General features: G+C 71.4%; 21 protein-coding genes. 14 read left to right on the top strand and 7 right to left on the bottom strand.

The window, feature by feature from the left end; translation table 11 throughout:
• Positions 1–123: 123 nt before the first annotated feature.
• Positions 124–813, bottom strand: a complete 690-nt coding sequence (locus tag V7050_RS06730) for a ceramidase domain-containing protein (RefSeq protein WP_324366368.1) — start codon at positions 811–813, stop codon at positions 124–126.
• On the opposite strand from V7050_RS06730, the gene V7050_RS06725 reads away from it, so the two are divergent.
• Positions 803–1,498, top strand: coding sequence for a metal-dependent hydrolase (locus V7050_RS06725; protein WP_324366365.1), 696 nt, complete (start codon positions 803–805; stop codon positions 1,496–1,498). The genes V7050_RS06730 and V7050_RS06725 overlap by 11 nt on opposite strands.
• 139 nt (positions 1,499–1,637) lie before the next feature.
• On the opposite strand, the gene V7050_RS06720 is transcribed toward V7050_RS06725, so the two are convergent.
• On the bottom strand, positions 1,638–2,108 hold the full coding sequence (locus V7050_RS06720) for a nucleoside deaminase (RefSeq protein ID WP_324366363.1): 471 nt from the start codon (positions 2,106–2,108) through the stop codon (positions 1,638–1,640).
• 84 nt (positions 2,109–2,192) lie between these two features.
• Between V7050_RS06720 and V7050_RS06715 the strand changes: the two genes are divergently transcribed.
• A complete protein-coding gene (locus tag V7050_RS06715) occupies positions 2,193–2,927 on the top strand; it encodes a pseudouridine synthase (RefSeq protein ID WP_324366360.1) in 735 nt (244 codons plus the stop codon).
• Positions 2,928–3,381: 454 nt separating this feature from the next.
• On the opposite strand, the gene V7050_RS06710 is transcribed toward V7050_RS06715, so the two are convergent.
• Positions 3,382–3,585 carry a cold-shock protein gene (locus V7050_RS06710; protein ID WP_324366358.1) on the bottom strand — a complete coding sequence of 68 codons (204 nt, stop codon included), beginning with the start codon at positions 3,583–3,585 and terminating at the stop codon, positions 3,382–3,384.
• Positions 3,586–3,999: 414 nt separating this feature from the next.
• On the opposite strand from V7050_RS06710, the gene V7050_RS06705 reads away from it, so the two are divergent.
• From V7050_RS06705 to V7050_RS06680, 6 genes are read left to right on the top strand one after another with little or no spacing between them, the layout of a single operon-like run.
• Entirely contained in the window at positions 4,000–4,917 is a 918-nt protein-coding gene (locus V7050_RS06705; RefSeq protein ID WP_324366356.1) for a 5-bromo-4-chloroindolyl phosphate hydrolysis family protein, read from the top strand.
• A 17-nt stretch (positions 4,918–4,934) separates the two neighbouring features.
• Positions 4,935–6,128 (top strand): toxic anion resistance protein, encoded by a 1,194-nt coding sequence (locus tag V7050_RS06700; RefSeq protein WP_324366355.1) that lies wholly within the window; start codon positions 4,935–4,937, stop codon positions 6,126–6,128.
• Between the two features lie 12 nt (positions 6,129–6,140).
• Complete coding sequence (locus V7050_RS06695) at positions 6,141–7,199, top strand: DUF2927 domain-containing protein (protein ID WP_324410407.1); 1,059 nt, start codon at positions 6,141–6,143, stop codon at positions 7,197–7,199.
• Between the two features lie 14 nt (positions 7,200–7,213).
• Positions 7,214–8,329 (top strand): SPFH domain-containing protein, encoded by a 1,116-nt coding sequence (locus tag V7050_RS06690; RefSeq protein ID WP_324366351.1) that lies wholly within the window; start codon positions 7,214–7,216, stop codon positions 8,327–8,329.
• A gap of 7 nt (positions 8,330–8,336) precedes the next feature.
• The gene (locus V7050_RS06685) at positions 8,337–9,461 is read left to right on the top strand and encodes a primosomal protein N' (replication factor Y) - superfamily II helicase (protein ID WP_324366349.1); all 1,125 of its coding nucleotides are present in this window, start codon (positions 8,337–8,339) and stop codon (positions 9,459–9,461) included.
• On the top strand, positions 9,461–10,510 hold the full coding sequence (locus tag V7050_RS06680; RefSeq protein ID WP_324366347.1) for a hypothetical protein: 1,050 nt from the start codon (positions 9,461–9,463) through the stop codon (positions 10,508–10,510). Before V7050_RS06685 ends, V7050_RS06680 begins: the two co-directional genes overlap by 1 nt.
• Before the next feature lie 3 nt (positions 10,511–10,513).
• On the opposite strand, the gene V7050_RS06675 is transcribed toward V7050_RS06680, so the two are convergent.
• Positions 10,514–11,155: an SOS response-associated peptidase gene (locus V7050_RS06675; RefSeq protein ID WP_324366345.1), complete on the bottom strand. Its 642-nt coding sequence runs from the start codon at positions 11,153–11,155 to the stop codon at positions 10,514–10,516.
• A gap of 120 nt (positions 11,156–11,275) precedes the next feature.
• Here V7050_RS06675 and V7050_RS06670 point away from each other — a divergent pair, with 120 nt between their 5' ends.
• Positions 11,276–11,599, top strand: coding sequence for a hypothetical protein (locus V7050_RS06670; protein WP_324366343.1), 324 nt, complete (start codon positions 11,276–11,278; stop codon positions 11,597–11,599).
• Between the two features lie 98 nt (positions 11,600–11,697).
• Here the strand turns inward: V7050_RS06670 and V7050_RS06665 are convergent, their stop codons facing one another.
• Entirely contained in the window at positions 11,698–13,308 is a 1,611-nt protein-coding gene (locus tag V7050_RS06665) for a bifunctional metallophosphatase/5'-nucleotidase (protein ID WP_324375211.1), read from the bottom strand.
• A gap of 415 nt (positions 13,309–13,723) precedes the next feature.
• Between V7050_RS06665 and V7050_RS06660 the strand changes: the two genes are divergently transcribed.
• The 5 genes from V7050_RS06660 to pap all read left to right on the top strand — a co-directional run bounded on the left by V7050_RS06660 (position 13,724) and on the right by pap (position 18,995).
• The gene (locus V7050_RS06660) at positions 13,724–14,995 is read left to right on the top strand and encodes a DUF2254 domain-containing protein (protein WP_324366372.1); all 1,272 of its coding nucleotides are present in this window, start codon (positions 13,724–13,726) and stop codon (positions 14,993–14,995) included.
• Between the two features lie 67 nt (positions 14,996–15,062).
• Complete coding sequence (locus V7050_RS06655) at positions 15,063–15,986, top strand: DMT family transporter (protein WP_324366339.1); 924 nt, start codon at positions 15,063–15,065, stop codon at positions 15,984–15,986.
• Positions 15,987–16,029: 43 nt separating this feature from the next.
• Positions 16,030–16,368 (top strand): DUF952 domain-containing protein, encoded by a 339-nt coding sequence (locus V7050_RS06650; protein WP_324366370.1) that lies wholly within the window; start codon positions 16,030–16,032, stop codon positions 16,366–16,368.
• On the top strand, positions 16,365–17,438 hold the full coding sequence (locus tag V7050_RS06645) for a quinone-dependent dihydroorotate dehydrogenase (RefSeq protein ID WP_324366337.1): 1,074 nt from the start codon (positions 16,365–16,367) through the stop codon (positions 17,436–17,438). Before V7050_RS06650 ends, V7050_RS06645 begins: the two co-directional genes overlap by 4 nt.
• Before the next feature lie 66 nt (positions 17,439–17,504).
• Positions 17,505–18,995: a polyphosphate:AMP phosphotransferase gene (gene pap / locus V7050_RS06640; RefSeq protein WP_324366336.1), complete on the top strand. Its 1,491-nt coding sequence runs from the start codon at positions 17,505–17,507 to the stop codon at positions 18,993–18,995.
• A 19-nt stretch (positions 18,996–19,014) separates the two neighbouring features.
• On the opposite strand, the gene V7050_RS06635 is transcribed toward pap, so the two are convergent.
• Positions 19,015–20,325: an MATE family efflux transporter gene (locus V7050_RS06635; RefSeq protein WP_324366334.1), complete on the bottom strand. Its 1,311-nt coding sequence runs from the start codon at positions 20,323–20,325 to the stop codon at positions 19,015–19,017.
• A partial coding sequence (locus V7050_RS06630; protein WP_324410405.1) for a PaaI family thioesterase occupies positions 20,318–20,531 on the bottom strand: 214 nt, incomplete at its 5' end. The genes V7050_RS06630 and V7050_RS06635, both read right to left, overlap by 8 nt.

Below are 20,531 nucleotides of genomic sequence, written 5' to 3'. Positions count from 1 at the left end.
CCGTCACGCCGAAGGCGTGCCTCCGGCACGACGCGGGCGCTTCGCACCCGCCGGGTCGAGCGCTGCCCTCACCTCATGGCGGGACGGTCGTACCGGGAACAATGCGCTCCAGATGCACTTCCGCTACCGGCCGTGGCGGACCAGCACCGCGATCATCCAGCCGAGCATGACCGCATTCAGGATGTGCCAGAAGAAATGCGTGCCGAGCGGGACGGCCGGGCAGACCGCGGCGTCGATGCTGCGAAAGACCAGCGAGACCGCCAGCATCGCCGCGCCGAACGCCATGCCCCGCGCGGTCGCCGGCGCGCGCCGCCTCAGCAGGAAAGCATAGCCCGCGATCAGGATCGGAACCGGCAGATAGCCGATCGAGCCGTTGAGATCGCCGACCAGCGCGCCGAGCCCGCGTGCGACCAGGATGCTGTAGGGAATGAAGGCGGCGACGGCGAGGATCCCGCCCCACCAGGGCAGCGCGAAGAAGCGCACCGTCGCGAGATAGAGATAGATCAGGATGAAGGCCTGGATCGGCAGCACATCGGCCATCATCGACCAGATCTGCGCATGGGTGTGGAAGAGATAGGAGCCGACCCCGATCGCGAAGAGCACCGCCGCAAGCAGCTGGCCGCCGCGATCCCCACGCCGCGCCGCGATCCGCCAGGCGATGATTGCCGCGACGAGAAACGCGCCATTGGTCAGCGCATTGACCGGCTCCGACCAATAGCCGGCATCGACCCGCTCGCAGTAATTGTCGACCACGCGAAACCAGTCCATGATCCCCTCTATAGACCGGACGGGGAAGATTGCGATGAAGATCATCTGGCTTGGGCATTCGGGATTCCGCATCGAGATCGCCGGCACGGTGCTGCTCGTCGACCCCTGGCTCGCGGGAAACCCGATGTTCGATCCCCAGCGACGCGGCGAGGCCGTCGCGGGGGCCACGCATGTCCTGCTCAGCCACGGCCACGGCGACCATGCGAGCAATGCGCTCCAGATCGCCGAGGAGGGCGGCATTCCCATCGTCTGCATCCACGAGCTCGCCGAGCGCTGGTCGGGCCGCGACGGGATCGAGACCCTCGGCTTCGGCAAGGGCGGCACGGTCGCGCTCGGCGGCGCGCGCGTGACCATGGTGCATGCGGTGCATTCCTCGAGCGTCGATTTCGGCGGCGGCCGCCCGGAATACGCCGGCGGCGAGGCGGGCTTCATGATCGCGGGTGAAGGCCGCACGATCTATTTCTCCGGCGACACGGACGTGATGGCGGATATGGGGGTCTTCGAGGATCTGCACCATCCGGAGATCGGCATCCTCTGCGCCGGCGGACACTACACGATGGACATGGCCCGCGCCGCCTATGCCGCGAGGAAGTTCTTCAATTTCCGCACCGTGATCCCCTGCCACTACCGCACCTTCCCGATCCTCGCGCAATCCGCCGAGGTGCTGAAGGACGGCCTGCCCGGCGTCACCGTGATCGAGCCCGAGGTGCTGGTGCCGATCGAGGTCTGAGCGCCGCGAACCCCGAAAATGGCAAGCCGGATTCCAGCCGCCTTCCAGCCGGATTCCGGCCCCGGAAACCGACGCCATTCCAGAGGCTTGAGCCGAATTCCCCGAATCGCGGCCGGATGGCCCGCGCCGCCGCCCGCGCTCACTCGCCGGAGCCGCTCCGCAACCCCGCGAAGAACTCCCGCAGGAGCCCCGCGCATTCCGCCTCGGCGATGCCGGCGAAGACCTCGGGCCGGTGATGCGCCTGGGGATGGGCGAAGACCCGCGCCCCCTGCTCCACCCCGCCCGATTTCGGATCCGGAGCGCCATAGATAAGCCTCCCGAGCCGCGCCGCGGCGATGGCGGCCGCGCACATGGCGCAGGGCTCGAGGGTGACATAGAGATCGAACCCCGGCAGGCGCTCCGACCCGAGCGCGGCGCAGGCCGCACGGATGGCCAGGATCTCGGCATGGGCCGTGGGGTCGTTGAGCTCGCGCGTGCGGTTCCCCGCCCGCGCCAGCACGCGCCCCGAGACCGGATCGACGATCGCCGCCCCGACCGGGGTCTCGCCGCGCGCCCCGGCGGCGCGGGCCTCCGCGAGCGCGACATCCATCAGCGGGGCGAACCGGGTCATGGGGCGAAATTCGCGCGGCGGGAGCCCGCAGGCAAGCCGGAATGGCATTGCCAGCCGCCGGGCCCGCCCTGTAGGAGCGGGCCCATGGCCAACGCCGACCCGCCCTCCGAACGCATCGCCAAGCGCCTCGCCCGCGCCGGCCTCGCCTCCCGCCGCGGCGCCGAGGCGATGATCGCCGAGGGGCGGGTCGCGGTGAACGGCAAGGTCATCGACAGCCCCGCGCTCAACGTGACCGCCGCCGACCGGATCGCGGTCGACGGCCGGCCGCTCGGCGCGCCGGAACCGCTGCGGCTCTGGCGCTATCACAAGCCGGCCGGCGTGGTGACCAGCGCCCGCGACGAGAAGGGCCGCCCGACGGTCTTCGCGCAGCTTCCCCCGGACATGCCGCGGGTGGTGAGCATCGGGCGCCTCGACCTCACCTCCGAAGGACTGCTGCTGCTGACCAACGACGGCGACCTGAAGCGGCGCCTGGAACTGCCCTCCACCGGCTGGATGCGCAAGTACCGGGTGCGGGCGAGGGGCGCGCCGAGCGACGAGAGCCTCGAGCCGCTGCGCCGCGGCGTCACGATCGACGGTGAGCGGTTCCAGCCGATGAGCCTGCGCATCGACCGCCAGCAGGGCGGCAATGTCTGGCTGACCGTCGGCATCCGCGAGGGGCGCAACCGCGAGGTGCGCCGCGCGCTCGAAAGCGTCGGGCTGGTGGTCAACCGGCTGATCCGGACCTCCTACGGGCCGTTCCTCCTCGGCGACCTCGCCCCCGGAGCGGTGGAGGAGGTCCGTCCGAAGGTACTGCAGGACCAGCTCGGGTTGCGAAGATAGGCGGGCCGCCGTTGCGGCCGAGCCGTGCGCGCTGGTGCGCGCAATCTTCTCGTTGGGCGCGCGCCTTCGCGCGCCGGCGGGGCGCTCGCCGCCCCCGCACCCCCGGCACTGCTCTCCAGGTTTCTGGCCAGGGGGGTGCGGGTGGGGGCAGGCCATGAAGCGCTCGAGCGACAGATCGACGTCGAGCGGGAGCACCACCGCACCGATGAGGGGTCGACGGTCGGCGAGCGGGACACCCCGGCGGCGCTCCCATCTCGGCGCGACCGGGTGCCCACCCTGACGCCGCCGAATGCCTCCGCAAGCGATGGCGCGCCCCACTCCTGCCGCCATCCTTCGTCCGGGCCGATCGGCATCGCCCCCTGGATCGTCCCCATGTCGGGCATGCAATGCAGATGATCCTGCATTGATGACACGCTGGGCGGGAGACGTATCGCCAAGCCCCTGCGGGGAGCGATCAGACCTTCAGGTCACCGGCGCTCTTGCGCCCGTCGCGGCCGTCGATCAGCTCGTATTCGATCGGCTGGTTGTCCTTGAGCGTCTGCAGGCCGGCCGCCTGAACCGCGGTGATATGCACGAAGATGTCCTTGCCGCCATCCGCGGGCTGGATGAAACCATAGCCCTTCTCGGTATTGAACCACTTGACCGTGCCCTTGGCCATTCCTTCGGTATCCTTGGTCAATTCACCCGGACCCCGCGTCCGGGCCTTTCGCGACGTCACGCCCCCTCTGCCGTGCAGCTCGGTGAAGGCGGCCGCATCAGGACACGAAACTTCGTGGCCCATAATTACCGCGAATCACGGGCCAGACAAAGCGCCTTCTCCGGACCGTACCGCCCCGCCGCGGCCGGACCCGCCGCAATTGCGACATTCCGCGCGGGAATGTCCGCCTGCGTCGGACGGGCCTCTGGTCTCCGCGCACGCACGAGATTATGTTGCATTGCATCGGAATCGCCGGATGAATCGGTCCGGGCGGATGAGAGGATTGCCCATGCGGGTCTTCGGATTCCTCGTACTGGCGGCCATCGTGCTGGCGACCGGGTTCGGCGCGATGGGGCCGGCCGTTCCGGGCTTCTGATGGCGAGCGAGCGTTTCGGCGGCCGGTATTCGCCCGGCGCGCGATCCGGCGAGGGGACGCCCCCCGGCGCCGCGCCTCCCGCCGCGCCCTTCCGCAACCGCCCGGCCCGGAAGGTGAGCCTGCGCGCGCGGCTGATGTACCTCCTGCCGCTGCCGCTGCTCCTCGCCGGGCTCGGGGCGATCGGGCGGGCGAACGCGCCCGAGATGCTGGGCGAGCTCGGCGGCTTCGCGGGGCTCATGCTCGCGGCCTGGCTGCTCAACGAGGGCCTCAGGGCCGAGGACGCCTATGACGCGCGCGCCGTGGCCCGGCCGCCGGCGATCCCGCGCAAGCTCTTCGCGGCGGTGCTCGCCGGCGCGAGCATCGGGCTCGCGACCTATCTGGGGCTCGGCCAGGGGCTCTTCGCGGCGATCGCCTTCGGCGCGGTGGCGGCGGTCGCCCATGTGGCGGCCTTCGGTCTCGACCCGATGAAGAAGAAGGGGATGGAGGGCGTCGACGAATTCGCCAGCGAGCGCGTCGCCCGCGCCGTCGACAAGGCCGAGGGCATCGTGCGCGAGGTCATCGCGGCGGCGGCGCGGATCGGCGACCCCCGCCTCGAGGGCCGGGTGGAGCGGCTCTGCGACCAGGCGCGCGAGGTCTTCCGCACCGTCGAGCAGGACCCCCGCGACCTCGCCCGAGCGCGGACCTTTCTCAGCGTCTATCTGGTGGGCCTGCGCGATTCGACGGTGAAGTTCGCCGATCTCTGGGGCCGGACCCGCGACCCCGCGACCCGCGCGAAGTTCGAGGCGCTGCTCGCGGATCTGGAAGCCAGTTTCACCACGCACCGAACCATGCTTCTGGAGGACAACCGCAGCGATCTGGACATCGAGATCGAGGTCCTCCGCGAACGCCTGCAACAAGACGGCCTGACCGTCCGCTAGACCGAGGGAGATCCAGAATGGCCGAAGAGATCCGTGCCCAGGCCCAGGCCGCGCTCGAGGAAGTCGAGGCGATCACCGCGAAGCTGCTGCCCGAGCCCAAGGGCGAGCTGATCGTGGCCGATGTCGCCGCCGATCCCGCGCTCCAGGGCGAGATCGACCGCCGCAAGGCCGAGATCGACATGTCGAACACCCAGTCGATCATCCGCTTCGGCTCCGCCGCCCAGACCGAGCTGCAGGCGATCAGCCAGGAGATGCTCGCCGGCGTGCGCAACAAGGACACCGGCCCGGCCGGCGATTCCTTACGCGACATGGTGACCTCGATCCGCGGCTTCTCGGTCCGGGAGCTCGACCCCAACCGCAAGCTCTCCTGGTGGGAGAAGCTGATGGGCAAGTCCAGGCCCATGGCCGAGTTCATGGCGCGCTACGAGGACGTGCAGGGCCAGATCGACAAGATCACCGGCGAGCTGCTGACCCATGAGCATACGCTGCTCAAGGACATCAAGTCCCTCGACAAGCTCTACGAGAAGACGCTCGACTTCTACGACGAGCTCGCCCTCTACATCGCGGCCGGCGATTCCAAGCTCGCGGAGCTCGACGCCACGACGATCCCGGCCAAGGAGGCCGAGGTGCAGGCCGCACCCGAGCAGGAGGGGGTGATGAAGGCGCAGGAGCTGCGCGACATCCGCGCCGCCCGCGACGATCTGGAGCGCCGGGTCCACGACCTGAAGCTGACCCGCCAGGTCACCATGCAGTCGCTGCCCTCGATCCGGCTGGTCCAGGAGAACGACAAGAGCCTGGTGACCAAGATCAACTCGACGCTGGTCAATACCGTGCCGCTCTGGGAGACCCAGCTCGCCCAATCCGTCACCATCCACCGCAGCCGCGAGGCGGCGAGCGTGGTGCGCGAGGCGGGCGACCTCACCAACGAGCTCCTGCGGAAGAACGCGGAGAACCTGCGCACGGCGAATGCCGAGATCCGCGCCGAGATGGAGCGCGGCGTCTTTGACATCGAGGCGGTCGAGAAGGCCAATGCCGACCTGATCGCCACCATCGAGGACAGCTTGCGCATCGCCGACGAAGGCAAGAACCGTCGCCGCGAGGCGGAGGAGAGCCTCCTGCGCATGGAGGCGGACCTCAAGGAGGCGCTGGCCGCGGCCAAGGCCAAGGCGACCGGCATGGGCGAGAGCCTCGGCGGCAGCGTCGCCGGCTAGACAGGAGAATCGATGGATCTCGGCAGAGCAGGCACCGGCACGGGGCGCGAGACCCCACCGGCGGCGCCGACCCGGAGACTGAACCGCGCCGCGGCGCTCGCCGGGGCGCTGTGGCTTTCGCTGGCCGGATGCAGCGGGCCCGGCTCGGGCGCGCTCGCGCCCGGCGTCGGGGCGCCGCCCGCGGCCTCCGCCACCGCCGACGCGGAGGATGGCTCCGCCGCGGCCGACCAGCAGACGGCCGCGCTTTCGAGCTATTACGCGGACGTCGAGGGCGGGCTGACCGCCACGGGGCGGATGCGACGCGAGACCGCGCCGGCCGATGCACCCTATTCCGTGGACGATCTGGTGCGGAACTTCGAGCGGGTCGCGCTCTACGACGAATACGTCGACGTCGACGGGCGCTTCGTGCGCAGCGAGACGCCGGCGGTGCTGCCGCGCTGGGACAGGCCGGTCCGGGTCGGCGTGATGACCGGCCCCTCGACCTCGCCCGCCGAATCGGCCCGCGACCGGGCCAATGTCGCCGCCTTCACCGCGCGCCTCGCCCGGCTGACCGGGCTCGACATGTCGACCAGCGAGCGTTCCGACGTCAATTTCCTCGTGCTCTTCATGAATTCCAGCGAGCGGACCGCCTTCGCCGACCAGGTGGTCGCGCGCTATCCCGAATTCGCGCCCGCGGTGGTCGGCGCCCTGCGCGACACGCCGCTCGACACCTTCTGCACCGCCTATGCCTTCGGCGATCCGGGCAACCGCGCGGTCTATTCCGCGGTCATGGTGCTGATCCGCGCCGAGCATCCGCCGCTGACGCGGCTCTCCTGCGTGCACGAGGAGATGGCCCAGGCCATGGGGCTGCCCAACGACAGCCCGGAGGCGCGGCCCTCGCTCTTCAACGACAGCCTCGAATTCGCGCTACTGACCGAGCATGATGAAATCCTGCTGCGCATGCTCTACGATCCGCGCCTGAGAACCGGCATGACCGCCGCCGAGGCGCGACCGCTCCTGCCCGCCATCGCCCGCGACGCGATGGCGGCGGAAAAGAGCCAGGGCGCGGTCGTGGCGGCCGGCGCGAGCTGACGAGAGGGAGGCCCATGTCCATCTTCGATTTCCTGCGCGGCGAGTTCATCGACGTCATCCACTGGACCGACGACACCCGCGACACCATCGTCTGGCGCTTCGAGCGCGAGGGCCATGCGATCAAATACGGCGCCAAGCTGACCGTGCGCGAGGGCCAGGCGGCGGTCTTCGTGCACGAGGGCCAGCTGGCGGATGTCTTCGGCCCCGGGCTCTACATGCTCGAGACGAACAACATGCCGGTCCTGACGACGCTCCAGCACTGGGACCACGGCTTCCAGTCACCGTTCAAGTCGGAGATCTATTTCGTCAACACCCGCCTCTTCACCGATCTCAAATGGGGCACGCGCAACCCGGTCATGTGCCGCGACCCGGAATTCGGCATGGTCCGGCTGCGCGCCTTCGGCACCTATACGATGCGCGTGACCGATCCCGGCAGGTTCATGACCGAGATCGTCGGCACCGACGGCGAGTTCACCACCCAGGAGATCGAATTCCAGATCCGCAACATCATCGTCACGCATTTCACCCAGATCATCGCGACCTCCGGCATCCCGGTGCTCGACATGGCGGGCAACAATCTCGCGCTCGCCAAGCTGGTGCACGAGCGCATCGCGCCCATGGTCGCCGAATACGGGCTGGCGCTGCCTGCCTTCATGATCGAGAACATCTCGCTGCCCGCCGAGGTCGAGGCGGCCATGGACAAGCGCACCGCCACCGGCGTCGCGGGCGATCTCGCGCGCTATACCGACTTCAGCGCCGCCGAGGCGATGACCCGCTCGGCCGACAATCCCGGCGGCGGCGGCGGGATCGGCGCGGGGCTCGGCGCCGGCATGGGCATGGCCATGGCCGAGCGCATGGCCCGGCGCGGCCCCTGGGGCGAGGCGCCCGTCGCCGGCGCGACGCCGCCGGTGCCGCCGCCCGGGATCGTCCAGCAATGGCACATCGCCGAGGACGGCGCCGCGAAAGGGCCCTTCAGCGCCGCGGATCTGCGGCAGATGGCGGTGACCGGTAGCCTGACCGGCGAGAGCTGGGTCTGGACTCCGGGCAGCGCCGGCTGGCGGCATGCCGCCGAGGTGCCCGAGATCGCGGCCCTGCTCGGCCAGGTGCCGCCGCCGCCCCCCGCCGCCTGAGCCGCCGATGCCGCAAGGCCAGACCGCCGGGGGGGCCTCCCTGGAGGACCACCGCTTTCCCTGCCCTTCCTGCGGCTCGGATCTGCGCTACGATCCCGACGGCATGCGGCTGCTCTGCGGCCATTGCGGCCACGAGGAGCCGGTGCCCGAGCGGCGCGGCGCGATCCCCGAGCTCGACCTGCGCTCGGCCCAGCGCTCGGAACTGCCCGAGCACGATTTCGAGGCGGCGCGCTTCGCCCGCTGCCCGAGCTGCGGCGCGCAGGTCGAGTTCGACGCCGCAATCCATGCCAAGGAATGCCCCTTCTGCGCCTCGCCCATCGTCACCGACACCGGCGTGGCGCGCGTCATCAAGCCCCAGGCGCAGCTCCCCTTCCTGCTCGGCGAGGAGGCGGCCCGCGCCGCGATGCGCAAATGGCTCGGGCGGCTCTGGTTCGCGCCCTCCGACCTGCGCGATTATGCGAAGGCGCATCGGCGCATGGACGGCATCTACGTGCCCTACTGGACCTACGACGCCGAGACCCGGACCGAATATTCCGGCCAGCGCGGCACGGTCTATTACGAGAGCCGCCGGGTCCCGGTCACGGTCAACGGCCGCCGGCAGATGGTCACCCAGCAGGTCGCCCGCGTCCGCTGGACGCCGGCCCGCGGCCGCGTGGCGCGAGCCTTCGACGACGTGCTGGTGCTCGGCTCGCGCAGCCTGCCCAAGCGCTTCACCGATGCGCTGGCGCCCTGGGACCTCTCGGCCCTCTCGGCCTACGAGCCGCGCTTCCTCGCCGGCTTCCGCGCCGAGGGCTACGGCGTCCCGGTGGAGGAGGCCTATGGCGAGGCGCGCGAGATCATGAACCATGTCATCGCCAGCGACGTGCGCGCCGACATCGGCGGCGACCACCAGCGCATCACCCGGATGCAGACCGAAGTCGGGCAGCTGACCTTCAAGCATGTGCTGCTGCCGGTCTGGCTCGCCGCCTACCGCTACCGCGGGCGCTCGTTCCGCTTCGTGATCAACGGGCGCACCGGCGCGGTGGAGGGCGAGCGGCCCTATTCGGCGGTCAAGATCGCGCTGGCGATCCTGCTTGGACTTCTGGTCGCCCTGGCGCTAGCCTATCTCCAGATCAGCGGACAGACCTATTGATGACAAGTTACCGGCCGGGACATTTCGCCAGGGCGCTGCACCGACTTCTCCCCGCCATCGCCGCGGCGGCCATCGTCCCGGCACCGGCCGGGGCCGAGCTGCCCGCAGAGCTCGTGGAGACCACCGACCAGGCGATGGTGGCCTGCCAGGATCTCGGCGGCGAGCCGCGGATCCTCGACGGCTACGAGCGCATGCTCGACCTCAACGGCGACGGGCAGGCGGATTTCATCACCGATCTCGCGGGCATCGAATGCATCGGCGCCTGGAGCGCCTTCTGCGGCTCCGGCGGCTGCCCGGTCACCACCTGGCTTTCCGAGGCGGACGGGCGCCACAGCCGGTTCGACCTGGGATATCTGGAGGGCTACGAGATCCTCGAGGAACCGGGCGCGTCCCTGCCGCGGCTGCGCGCCTTCTACCACGGAACCCTCTGCGGCGAGGACCGCATCGGCGCCGAGGGCTGCTCGAGGACCTGGAGCTTCGCCGGCGACGTCCCCGAGACCTCCCCGATCGAGACGGCCGAGGCCGAGACGGCGCCCGAAGCGCATCCCCCCGAAGCCGCGGCCACCGAGACGCAACCCGCGACGCAACCCGAGACCCAGGCCGAGCCGCAGCCCGAGGCCGCGCCCGCGCCCGAAGCCGAGCCCGCACGCCCGCCCGAGGATCTGCCCGAGGGCTGGACGCTGCGCGAGGTGCCCGGATCCACGCCCCTCGCCCACGGCTCGGGCGCGGGCAATATCGCGAGCCTCGCCGCCTTCTGCCTCGGGGGCCAGCCGTTCCTCGCCCTGACCCTGCACGAGCGCCCGGCCGGGGAGACGCTCCCGCTCGAGCTCGCCTTCAGCCAGGGTACGGTCTCCGCGACCGCCACCTTCGAGTCGACGGCCGGCGGGGCCTATGTGGTGGCGCTGGCGGAAGGCCCGCTCGCCGCCCGGCTCGCCGGGCGCGACCGCTCGGTCGCCGCGCGGCTGGGCGGGAGCGACGAGGGCATCGTCTCGCTCAAGGGCTCAACCCGCGCGGTGCGCGCGGCCCTCGCGAGCTGCCACGCCTTCTGAATCTCAGCCGCGGCGGGCGAGAAGGGCGCGCGTTTCCGCATCCGCGGGCGCGGCCTCGAGCATCTCCTCCGGCGCCGGCCGCATCAGCCGCGCGGCGCCCGTGCCCGCCTCGCCGAGCCAGAGCGCGAAATCCTCGGGCGCGATGATCACCGGCATGCGGTCGTGGATCGGCGCCAGCACGCCATTGGCGGCGCAGGTCACGATGGCGCAGGTCGCCATCGCCGCGCCCTCCTTCGGCCGCCACTCCTGCCAGACCCCGGCCAGTCCGATCGGCCCGCCGGCGCGGGGGCGGATGACATGGGCGACCTTCGCGCCCTTCGGTCCCGCCCATTCGTAGAAGCCGTCGGCCGGAATCAGGCAGCGTCTCGCTTGTGCCGCCGCCCGGAACGCCGGCTTCTCCGCGATCGTCTCGGCACGGGCGTTGATCAGGAGCGGCCCGTCGTTCGGCGCCTTGTACCAATGCGGCAGGAAGCCCCAGCGCATGGGCACGATCAGGCGATCGCCCTCGTGGGAGACGACCACGGGCACCGATTGCGTCGGCGACACGTTCGGCCGCGGGGCATCCGGGCCGAGCTCGCCCGGGCTCGCCTCGAAGAGCTGCGCCATCGCCTCATAGGGCGAAGTGATCATGTAGCGTCCGCACATCCCGCCTGCATACCCCCGCGCCCCCAGCCCGGGCAATGCGCGCCGCGCCCGTTCCGCGGCGGCCGCGACTTGCCGCGCCCGGCAAGAGGTCCCACATCGCGGGGCATGGACCGCCCGGCAATGCTCCGCACCCTGCTTCTGGCCGCGACGCTCGCCGCGCCGGCGGCACCCCTTCCGGCGCAGAGCCTCTGCCGGCCCAATGCGCTCGGCGCCTATGCCTGCCTCGGGCCGTCGGTGCCGCCGCCGATGCCGCGCCCGGTCTTCGTCAAGCGCAAGCGCGGGCTCGACCAGGTCTGGCCGCCCGAAGCGGCCGGATCCGCCGCGCCGGAGCTCATCCCCGCCTGGCGGCGGACCGGGCTCGGCTCGATCCTGCTTGAGCGCTCCGAGGGCGGGACCGGCCTCCCCTGCCGGGCCGACAGCCTGGGAAACCTGATCTGCCCCTGACAGCGGCTGCCCTCGCCACCGGCTGTCGTCCCGCCCGCGGCCGGATGTCCCCAGCCCGATCGACCCGTGGCGATCGGGCTTTCGGCATGAGCCTCGGCCTATTCGGCGAGAGCGATGCGCCCGTCGGTGAAGGGCTCGTAGCCGGGATGCGCGGCGATGTAGTCCGACAGCACGTCCTCGAGGTTCGGCCCGAAGTCATAGGCGTTCGCCGCCTCGTCGCGCAGCGTGACATAGCCGTCGCCGCCGTTGCGCATGAAGTTGTTGGAGACGACCGAATAGACCGCGGCGGGGTCGATCGGCACCCAGTCGTCGCCCTTCCGCACCGTCACCTCCCGGATGCGGCCCTCCATCGGCGGCAGCGAGGGGTCGAAGGTGAAGCGCAGTCCCGCGACCTGCGGAAAGCGCCCGCCGCCCTCCTCCAGCTGGCTGACGCCGTTCTCCAGCGCCGCGACGATGGCCGCGCCGTTGATGTTGAAGGTCGCGAGCGTGTTCTGGAACGGCAGCACGGCGAGCACGTCGCCCTTGGTCACCTCGCCCGCCCCGATCGAGGCGCGCAGGCCGCCGCCGTTCTGCAGCGCGATGGTCACGCCCTGGTCCCTGACCCGGTCGAGCATGGCCTCGGCCACCAGATTGCCCATCGAGCATTCCCCGGCCCGGCAGTTCTCGCGGCTGCCGTCGATGTCGGCGGCGACCTCGCCGACCTTGCGGGCCTTCAGCTCCTCGATCGGCGCGGCCATCGCCTCGATGCGGCCGAGGATCTCGGGGTCGGGGGTGACGCTGGCATCGAGCAGGATCGTGTCGCCGCTCGCCGCGGTCACCACGCCCGCATCGTCGAAGGTCAGCGCCACATGGCCGAGATATTTCGAATAGGCGCCGGCCTGCACGATCGGCACCTCGCGCCCCTCCGGACCCGCCACCATCAGCGGATAGGCATAGGGCGCCTCCTCGGCGCTGTTGGAGAAGAGCGTATGGCTGTGCCCGCCGACGATCAGGTCGATCCCCGGCACCGCCTCGGCGACGCGGATGTCGTCCGTCACGCCGAGATGGCTCGCGACGATGACCTTCTCGATGCCCTCGGCCTTGAGCTCGACCACCTTGGCGGTGAGATATTCCACCGGGTCGCGAAAGGCGACGCTGGGGCCGGGCGAGGAGATCTCCACCGTGTCGGGGGTCGTCGCGCCCAGGATCGCCACCTTCTCGCCGCCCACCTCCAGCACCACGTGATCCTTCGCGAGCCCCGCGAGCTTGTTGTCGCCCGAGACGTCGACATTGCCCGAGATCACCGGGAATTCCGCCGCCTCGACGAAATCGGCCAGCGGCGCCGGGCCGAGGTCGAATTCGTGGTTGCCGAAAACCATCGCATCGAAGCCGATGCGGTTCATCATCTCCGCCTCGGCGAGGCCGGAATAGGTGGTGAAGAACAGCGAGCCCTGGAAGCTGTCGCCGGCATCAAGCACGATCACGTTCTCGCCCGCGGCCTCCAGCTCGTCGCGGAGCTCCTTGACGGCGGTGTAGAGCCGCGCCGCGCCGCCGAAGCACTTCCCCTCGCCCTCGTCCTCGGCGGAGCAGGTCGAATCGAAGGCGTTGATCGATTCGATCCGGCTGTGCAGGTCGTTGGTGTGCAGCACGTTCAGCGTGAAGGCCTGCGCGCCGGAAACCGGCAGCGCCAGAACCGCGACGGCGGTGAGAAGCCTGCGGCGTAGAATCATCGGAACCTCCCGAAAGATGCGGAGATGCATAGACTTTGATGCCACAACATGACAGCCGCGACGCCCCGGTGGCAAGCGCCGTTCGCCCCAAGGCCGCCGGCGGCACCGGCCGCGACACCCGCGGGGGAACGGCAATTGCCAACGCGCCGACTCCGCCCGGGTTCCGAGCGCGCCCGGCGTCATCTTTCGCCCCGGCGGGCACCGCCGGGTGATCGTCGAAGAAGAAATCACGGGTTCCAAACGCAGTTCCCCCGACCTCCGGGGCCGTCGATTGACCCCGAAGCCCGGCCGCGCCTAGACTGGCACATCCTGGCAAGGCGGACGGAGCGATGCGGGCGAGGGCAACAAGAACCCGGCGGCGCGACGCCGGAGGGCGCATCGCTCGGGCGGTGCCCGCGCCGGGGAGCATCCTCCCCTGACCCGGCCGAAAGCCGTCTCCAGCCGGCTCGACTGGATCTGGGAGCAGCTCACCCGGCGGCTCTGGTTCCGGGTCGGGCTCTACGGGATCGCGGCCGTGGCGACGGCGCTGGTGGCGGTCTGGGCGACGCCCTTCGTGCCCGCCTCGCTCGCCGCGCGCATCCGCGACGGCGCCACCTGGGACATCCTGTCGATCCTCGCCTCGAGCATGCTGATGGTCGCGACCTTCGCCCTTGGCGCCATGGTGACCGCCTTCGCGGCGGCGGCGCAATCGGCCACCCCGCGCGCCACAAGGGTGCTGATCGAGGACCCGTTCTCGCAGAACGTGCTCTCGACCTTCCTCGGCGCCTTCGTCTTCAGCATGGTCGGGCTGGTCGCGCTCGGCCTGGGCTATTATTCCCGCGCCGGCGAGGCGGTGCTGCTGCTCGCCTCGGGGCTGGTGACCGCGCTGGTGCTCGTCACCTTCTTCGGCTGGCTCGACCAGCTGGTGAACATGGTCCGGCTCGGCGCGACCGTCGCCAAGATCGCGACCCGCGCCGAATCCGCCCTGCTGAGCCGCGCCGCCGCGCCGCATCTCGGCGGCCGCCGGCGCCCGGAGCGGCCGACGGGCCATGCGCTGGCCGCGAGGGAGACCGGCTATGTCCGGCATCTCGACATGCCCGCGCTCCAGCGCATCGCCGAGGCCGCCGGGGGCGAGATCGCGGTCGCCTCCCTGCCCGGCGCGCTGGCGAGCCCGGCGAGGGCGCTGGTGCATACCAGCTGGCGGCCCGACGACGATGCGGCCGCGGCGATCCGCGCGGCCTTCACGCTCGGCCAGGAACGCTCCTTCGAGCAGGATCCGCGCTTCGGTCTGGTGGTGCTCGCCGAGATCGGCTCGCGCGCGCTCTCGCCGGGCATCAACGATCCGGGCACCGCGATCGGCGTGATCGCCGTGCAGCAGCGGCTGCTCACCCTCTGGGCGGAGGCGCGGGCCGAGGAGGCCGAGGCGCCGCGCTGCCCGCTTGTGCTCGTGCCGCCGCTCGACGCCCGGAACCTCTTCGAGGACGCCTTCGAGCCGCTCACCCGCGACGCCGCGCCGCTGCTCGAAGTCGGGCTGGGCCTGCAGCACGCGCTGGCCGCGCTGGCCGCCGTGGGGCCCGGCGATTTCGCCCGAAGCGCACGGCGACTCTCGGCCAAGGCCATGGCGCTCGCCGGGGAGGCCCTGCCGCTCGAGGCCGACCGCGCCCGGCTCCAGGCGGCGGCGGAAAAGGTCGCGGCCGGGCCCTTGTGACCGGCGCAGCACCGGCCCATAAGCGGGATCCGCACCCCGCCCTGCCCCCGAGCCTGCCGAGCCTGCCATGAACCCTCTGCGCGGAATCGCCCTGAAGGTCCTCTCCGTCATGGTCTTCACCACCATGGCGATCTGCATCAAGCTCGCCGCCGGCCGCATCCCGCCGGGCGAGGCGGTGTTCTTCCGCTCGTTCTTCGCGATCCCGGTGATCCTCGTCTGGCTCGCCTGGACGAAGAACCTCGCCCATGGGCTCGACACGCGGAACCCGATGGGCCACCTCTGGCGCGGCCTCGTGGGCACGACCGCCATGGGCCTCGGCTTCACCGCGCTCGGCCTCCTGCCCCTGCCCGAGGCGACCGCGCTCGGCTATGCCGCGCCGCTGCTCACCGTGATCTTCGCGGCGATGTTCCTCGGGGAGCAGGTGCGCGTCTTCCGGCTCACCGCGGTGATGGTGGGCCTCGCGGGCGTGATGATCGTGCTCGCGCCGCGGCTGACGCTGACGAGCCTCGACGCGACCTCCAAGCTCCAGACCATCGGCGCGATGGCCGCGCTTCTCGGCGCGGTCTTCGCGGCACTCGCGCAGGTCTTCGTGCGCAAGCTGGTCCAGACCGAGGCCACCGCGGCGATCGTCTTCTACTTCTCCGCGACCGCGACGATGCTCTCGCTCGCCACCCTGCCCTTCGGCTGGGTCCTGCCCGATGCACGCGAGGCGGCGCTCCTGGTGAGCGCGGGCTTTCTCGGCGGCATCGGCCAGATCCTCCTGACCGAGAGCTATCGCCATGCCGAGACCGGCGTGATCGCGCCCTTCGAATACGTCTCGATGGTCCTGTCGCTCCTCTTCGGCTACACGATCTTCCGCGAGGTGCCGACCTTGCCGATGCTGCTCGGCGCCACGCTGATCGTCGCGGCCGGGCTCTTCATCATCTGGCGCGAGCGCCAACTCGGGCTCCGGCGCTCCTTGGCCCGCAAGGTGATGACGCCCCAGGGCTGAGCCGCGCTTGACCCCGCCCCCGGCCTCGTCCAATGCTCCGGCCATGCTGATCTACAAGGTCCTGCGCGCCGCCGAATGGGCGGAGTTCGACCGCGAGGGCCGCAGCCGCGGCTCCGCCGTCGACCGCAGCGACGGCTTCGTGCATTTCTCCACCGCCGAACAGCTCGCCACCACGCTCTCGCGGCATTTCGCCGGCGAGACCGGCCTCACCCTGCTCGCCGTCGATGCCGACAGGGCGGGCGCGGCCCTGCGCTGGGAGCCTTCCCGCGGCGGCGCGCTCTTTCCCCATCTCTACCGGTCGCTCGACCGCGGCGACATGCTCTGGGCGCGAGGGCTCGACGACGGCCCCGAAGGCGCCCTGATCCCCGCGGAGATCGCATGAGCCTCGGCGAGCGCATCGCGCTCCGCGCCATGGGCCTGCTCGATCCGGAGACGGCGCATCGGGTCGCGCTCGGCCTGCTCGACGCGGGCCTCGGACCGCGGCGCGACCCCACCCGGGGCCCCCGCCTCGCCACGCGGCTCGCCGGGCTCGACCTGCCCAACCCGCTCGGCCTCGCCGCCGGCTTCGACAAGAACGCCCGCGCGATCGGCCCGCTCCTGAAGGCCGGCTTCGGCTTCCTGGAGGTTGGCGCGGCGACGCCGCTGCCCCAGCCGGGCAATCCGCGGCCGCGGCTCTTCCGCCTGCCCGAGGACCGGGCGGCGATCAACCGCTTCGGGTTCAACAACGACGGGGTCGCGGCCATCGCGGCACGGCTCGCCGCCCGGCCGCCGGGCGGGATCGTCGGGCTGAACCTCGGCGCCAACAAGACCAGCCCCGACCGGGCGGCGGATTACGCCGCCGTGCTCGCGGCGGCAGGCCGCCACATCGATTTCGCCACCGTCAACGTCTCCTCGCCCAATACCGAGCGGCTGCGCGAGCTCCAGGGCCGCGCGGCGCTCGCCGGGCTGCTGGCGGGCGTCGCGGCGGCGAATGCGGCGCTGCCGCGGCCCGTGCCGATCCTGCTCAAGATCGCCCCCGATCTCGGACCGGCGGAGCTCGAGGAGATCGTCGAGGTGGCCGAGGGCTCGGGCATCGCCGGCATCGTCGCCACCAATACGACGCTTTCGCGCGAGGGCCTCGCCGGGCGCCACCGCGGCGAGACCGGCGGGCTCTCGGGCCGGCCGCTCTTCGCGCGCTCCACGCGAGTGCTCGCCCGGCTCCACCTGCTGACCGAGGGCCGCCTGCCGCTGGTCGGGGTCGGCGGCATCGACGGCGCCGACGCGGCCTATGCCAAGATCCGGGCCGGCGCCTCGGCGCTCCAGCTCTATACCGCGCTGGCCTACGAGGGGCTCGGCCTCGTGCCGCGCATCCTTTCGGGCCTCGATGCCCTGCTCGCCCGCGACGGCTTCGCGACGCTGGCCGAGGCGGTGGGTCGCGACGCCGCCGCGCTCGCCGCCGAAACACCCGCCTGATCACCGCTTGCCCCGGCGGGGCGAGCCGGCGAGAATGCGGCGGAAAGACAACCGGGAGGCCCCGGCATGAAGGGCGACCAGGCACCCGAGGACATCCGTTCGGACAGCTTCGACGTCGAGGCCACCGAGCTGCGCGCCGATCTGCTCGACGCCCAGTTCGACCTGGCCGAGAGCTGCAACCGCGCGATCCTGATCCTGCTCAACGGGCCCGACGGATCGGGCAAGGGCGAGGTGCTCAACCGCCTGCACGAATGGCTCGACCCGCGCACCATCGCCACGCTCGCCTACGACCTCGACGACCGGAACGACGGCCGCCACCCGCTCGCCTGGCGCTACTGGCGCGACCTGCCGGCCCGCGGCCGCATCGGCGTGGTGCTGGCCTCGTGGTATCACCTCGTGCTGAAGGCGCGCACCACCCGCGCCAAGTCCAGGGCCGAATTCGCCCGCGAGCTCGCCGCGATCGGGCGCATCGAGGAGATGCTCGACGCCGAGGGCACGACGCTGGTCAAGATCTGGCTCGATCTCTCCGCCGGCAATGCGCGGCGCCGCCGCAAGGCGAAGGGCAACCGGATGGAGCGGCCGGGCGGGCCGCGCAACCCGCTGGTCCGGGAATGGGCGGCGATCGACACCGCGAAGGGGCGCCGCCGCCTCGTGGAGGCGGCCGACGAGCTGATCGCCACCACCGCCGGCAGCGACGCCCCCTGGCACCGGGTCCCGGCCGACGATCCCCGCGCGCGCGACCTCGAGGTCGGCCGTCTCGTGCTCGAGGCGCTGGAGAAGGCCCGCCGGCAGCGCCCGCCCGCCCCCGGCAGGCCGCAGACCCGGCCGCGCCGCATCGCCCCCGGCCCCTCGGCGCTCGACGCCCTCGACATGAGCTGCAGCATCGACCGCAGCAGCTACGAGGCCGCGCTGGCCAGGGCCCAGATGCAGCTCTTCGAGCTGACCCATTCCGCGGCCTTCGCCGACAGGGCGCTGATCTGCGCCTTCGAGGGCAACGACGCGGCCGGCAAGGGCGGGGCGATCCGCCGCCTGCGCGCGGCGCTCAACCCGATCACCAGCCATGTCCATCCCATCGCCGCGCCCAGCGACGACGATCTCGCCCGGCCCTATCTCTGGCGGTTCTGGCGGCGCATCCCGCTGCGCGGCCATGTGGCGATCTTCGACCGCAGCTGGTACGGGCGCGTGCTGGTCGAGCGCGTGGAGGGCTTCGCCGCGATGGAGGACTGGCGGCGGGCCTATTACGAGATCGCCGATTTCGAAAGGCAGCTGACCGACAGCGGCTACATCGTGCAGAAATACTGGCTCGCCATCGACCAGGACGAGCAGCTGCGCCGGTTCGAGGCGCGCAAGCAGACCCCGCACAAGCGCTTCAAGATCACGCCCGACGACTGGCGCAACCGCGAGAAATGGCCGCTCTACGAGGCCGCCGTGGAGGACATGATCGCGCTCACCTCGACCCCGAACGCGCCCTGGACGCTGGTCGAATCCACCCAGAAGCGCTTCTCCCGCCTCAAGGTGCTCGAAACCCTCGTGGCCAGGCTGGAAGCGGAATTGTGACCCGCCCGCCGGCCGCGGCTCACGCCGCCGCGCTCGCCTCCAGCGCCGGATAGCGCAGCGCCAGCGTCACGCCGCGCGCGATATTGAGCACCATCAGCGCCGCCCAGAGCCCGTTGTTGCCCCAGGCCGGCAGCAGGATCGCCACGGCGGGGACATAGACCGCGACCGAGATCAGCATGGCGTTGCGCATCTCGCGGGTGCGGGTCGCGCCGATGAAGATGCCGTCGAGCATCCAGGCGGCAACGGCGAGCGGTGGCAGCAGCACCATCCAGGGCAGAAAGACCCGCGCCTCGGCGCGCACCGCCGGGCTCACCGTCATCACGTCGATCAGCGCGGGCCCCGCCAGCGCCACGAAGAGCCCCATGGCGAGCGCGGTCCCCGCGCCCCATTGCGAGGCCACGATCGCCGCGCGCCGGAGCACCGGCCGCGCCCGCGCCCCCATCGCCGCGCCGACCAGCGCCTCGGCGGCGAAGGCGAAGCCGTCCAGCGCATAGGCGGTGATCGAGAGGAACTGCACGAGCACCTGGTTGGCGGCGAGCGTCACGTCGCCGAAGCCCGCCCCGAGGAAGACGAAGCTGGCGAAGCTCGCCTGCAGCAGCACCGAGCGGATCAGGATGTCGCCGTTGACCGCCGCCATGCGCCGGAGCCGCGTCGCATCGAAGACCCGGGCGAAGCCGGACCGAAGGTCGCCCGCGAAGGCCGTGCCGCAGAGCCAGAGCCCCAGGCCGAGCGCGCTCCATTCCGCGATCAGCGTGGCGGCGGCCACCCCCTCGACCCCCCAGCCGAGCCCGAGCACGAACCAGAGGTCGAGCGCGACATTGACCCCGTTCATCCAGAGCTGCAGCGCCAGCACCGATCGCGCGCGCTCCATCGCGATCAGCCAGCCGGTCAGCGCGAAGATCGCGATCGACGCGGGCGCGCCCCAGATGCGGATCGCGAGATAGTCCCGCGCCAGCGCCTCCACCGCCTCCGAGGCCGGCACCAGCCGGAAGGCCCCGGCGAAGACCAGGCCCTGTGCGGCGATGAGCACGATGCCCGCCGCGAAGGCGATCATCAGCCCGCGCATCAGCAGCGCGCCCGTCTCCGCCGCTTCGCCCGCGCCGCGCGCCTGAGCGACCATGCCGGTGGTGCCCATGCGCAGGAAGCTGAAGATCCAGTAGACCGAGCTCAGGATCACCGCGCCGATGCCCACCGCCCCGATCGGCGCCGCCGCGCCGAGCTGCCCGACCACGGCGGTATCCACCGCGCCGAGGATCGGGATCGTCGCGTTCGAGATCACGATGGGCAGGGCGATGTCGAGGACCCGCCGGTGCGTGATCGCCTCAGCCATCTCCGCTGGGCGGCATCAGGAAATGCCCCGTCGCCTGCGCCATGAGCCGCGCCCGGTTGTCCTGCCAGGCCTCCACATGGACGCTGGCATAGCGCCGGCCGCTGCGGTTGACCCGCGCCCGCGCATAGGCATCGCGCGGCAGGCCGGAGCGCAGGTAATCCACGGTGAAGTCGATAGTCTTGGGCATCGGCGGGGATTGTCCCGCC

Origin of the sequence: Amaricoccus sp. (genome assembly GCF_036846665.1) — a bacterium.
Taxonomy (GTDB): domain Bacteria; phylum Pseudomonadota; class Alphaproteobacteria; order Rhodobacterales; family Rhodobacteraceae; genus Amaricoccus.
Note: the sequence above shows the minus strand (reverse complement) of the source record. Positions and strands in the feature narration are given on the sequence as shown.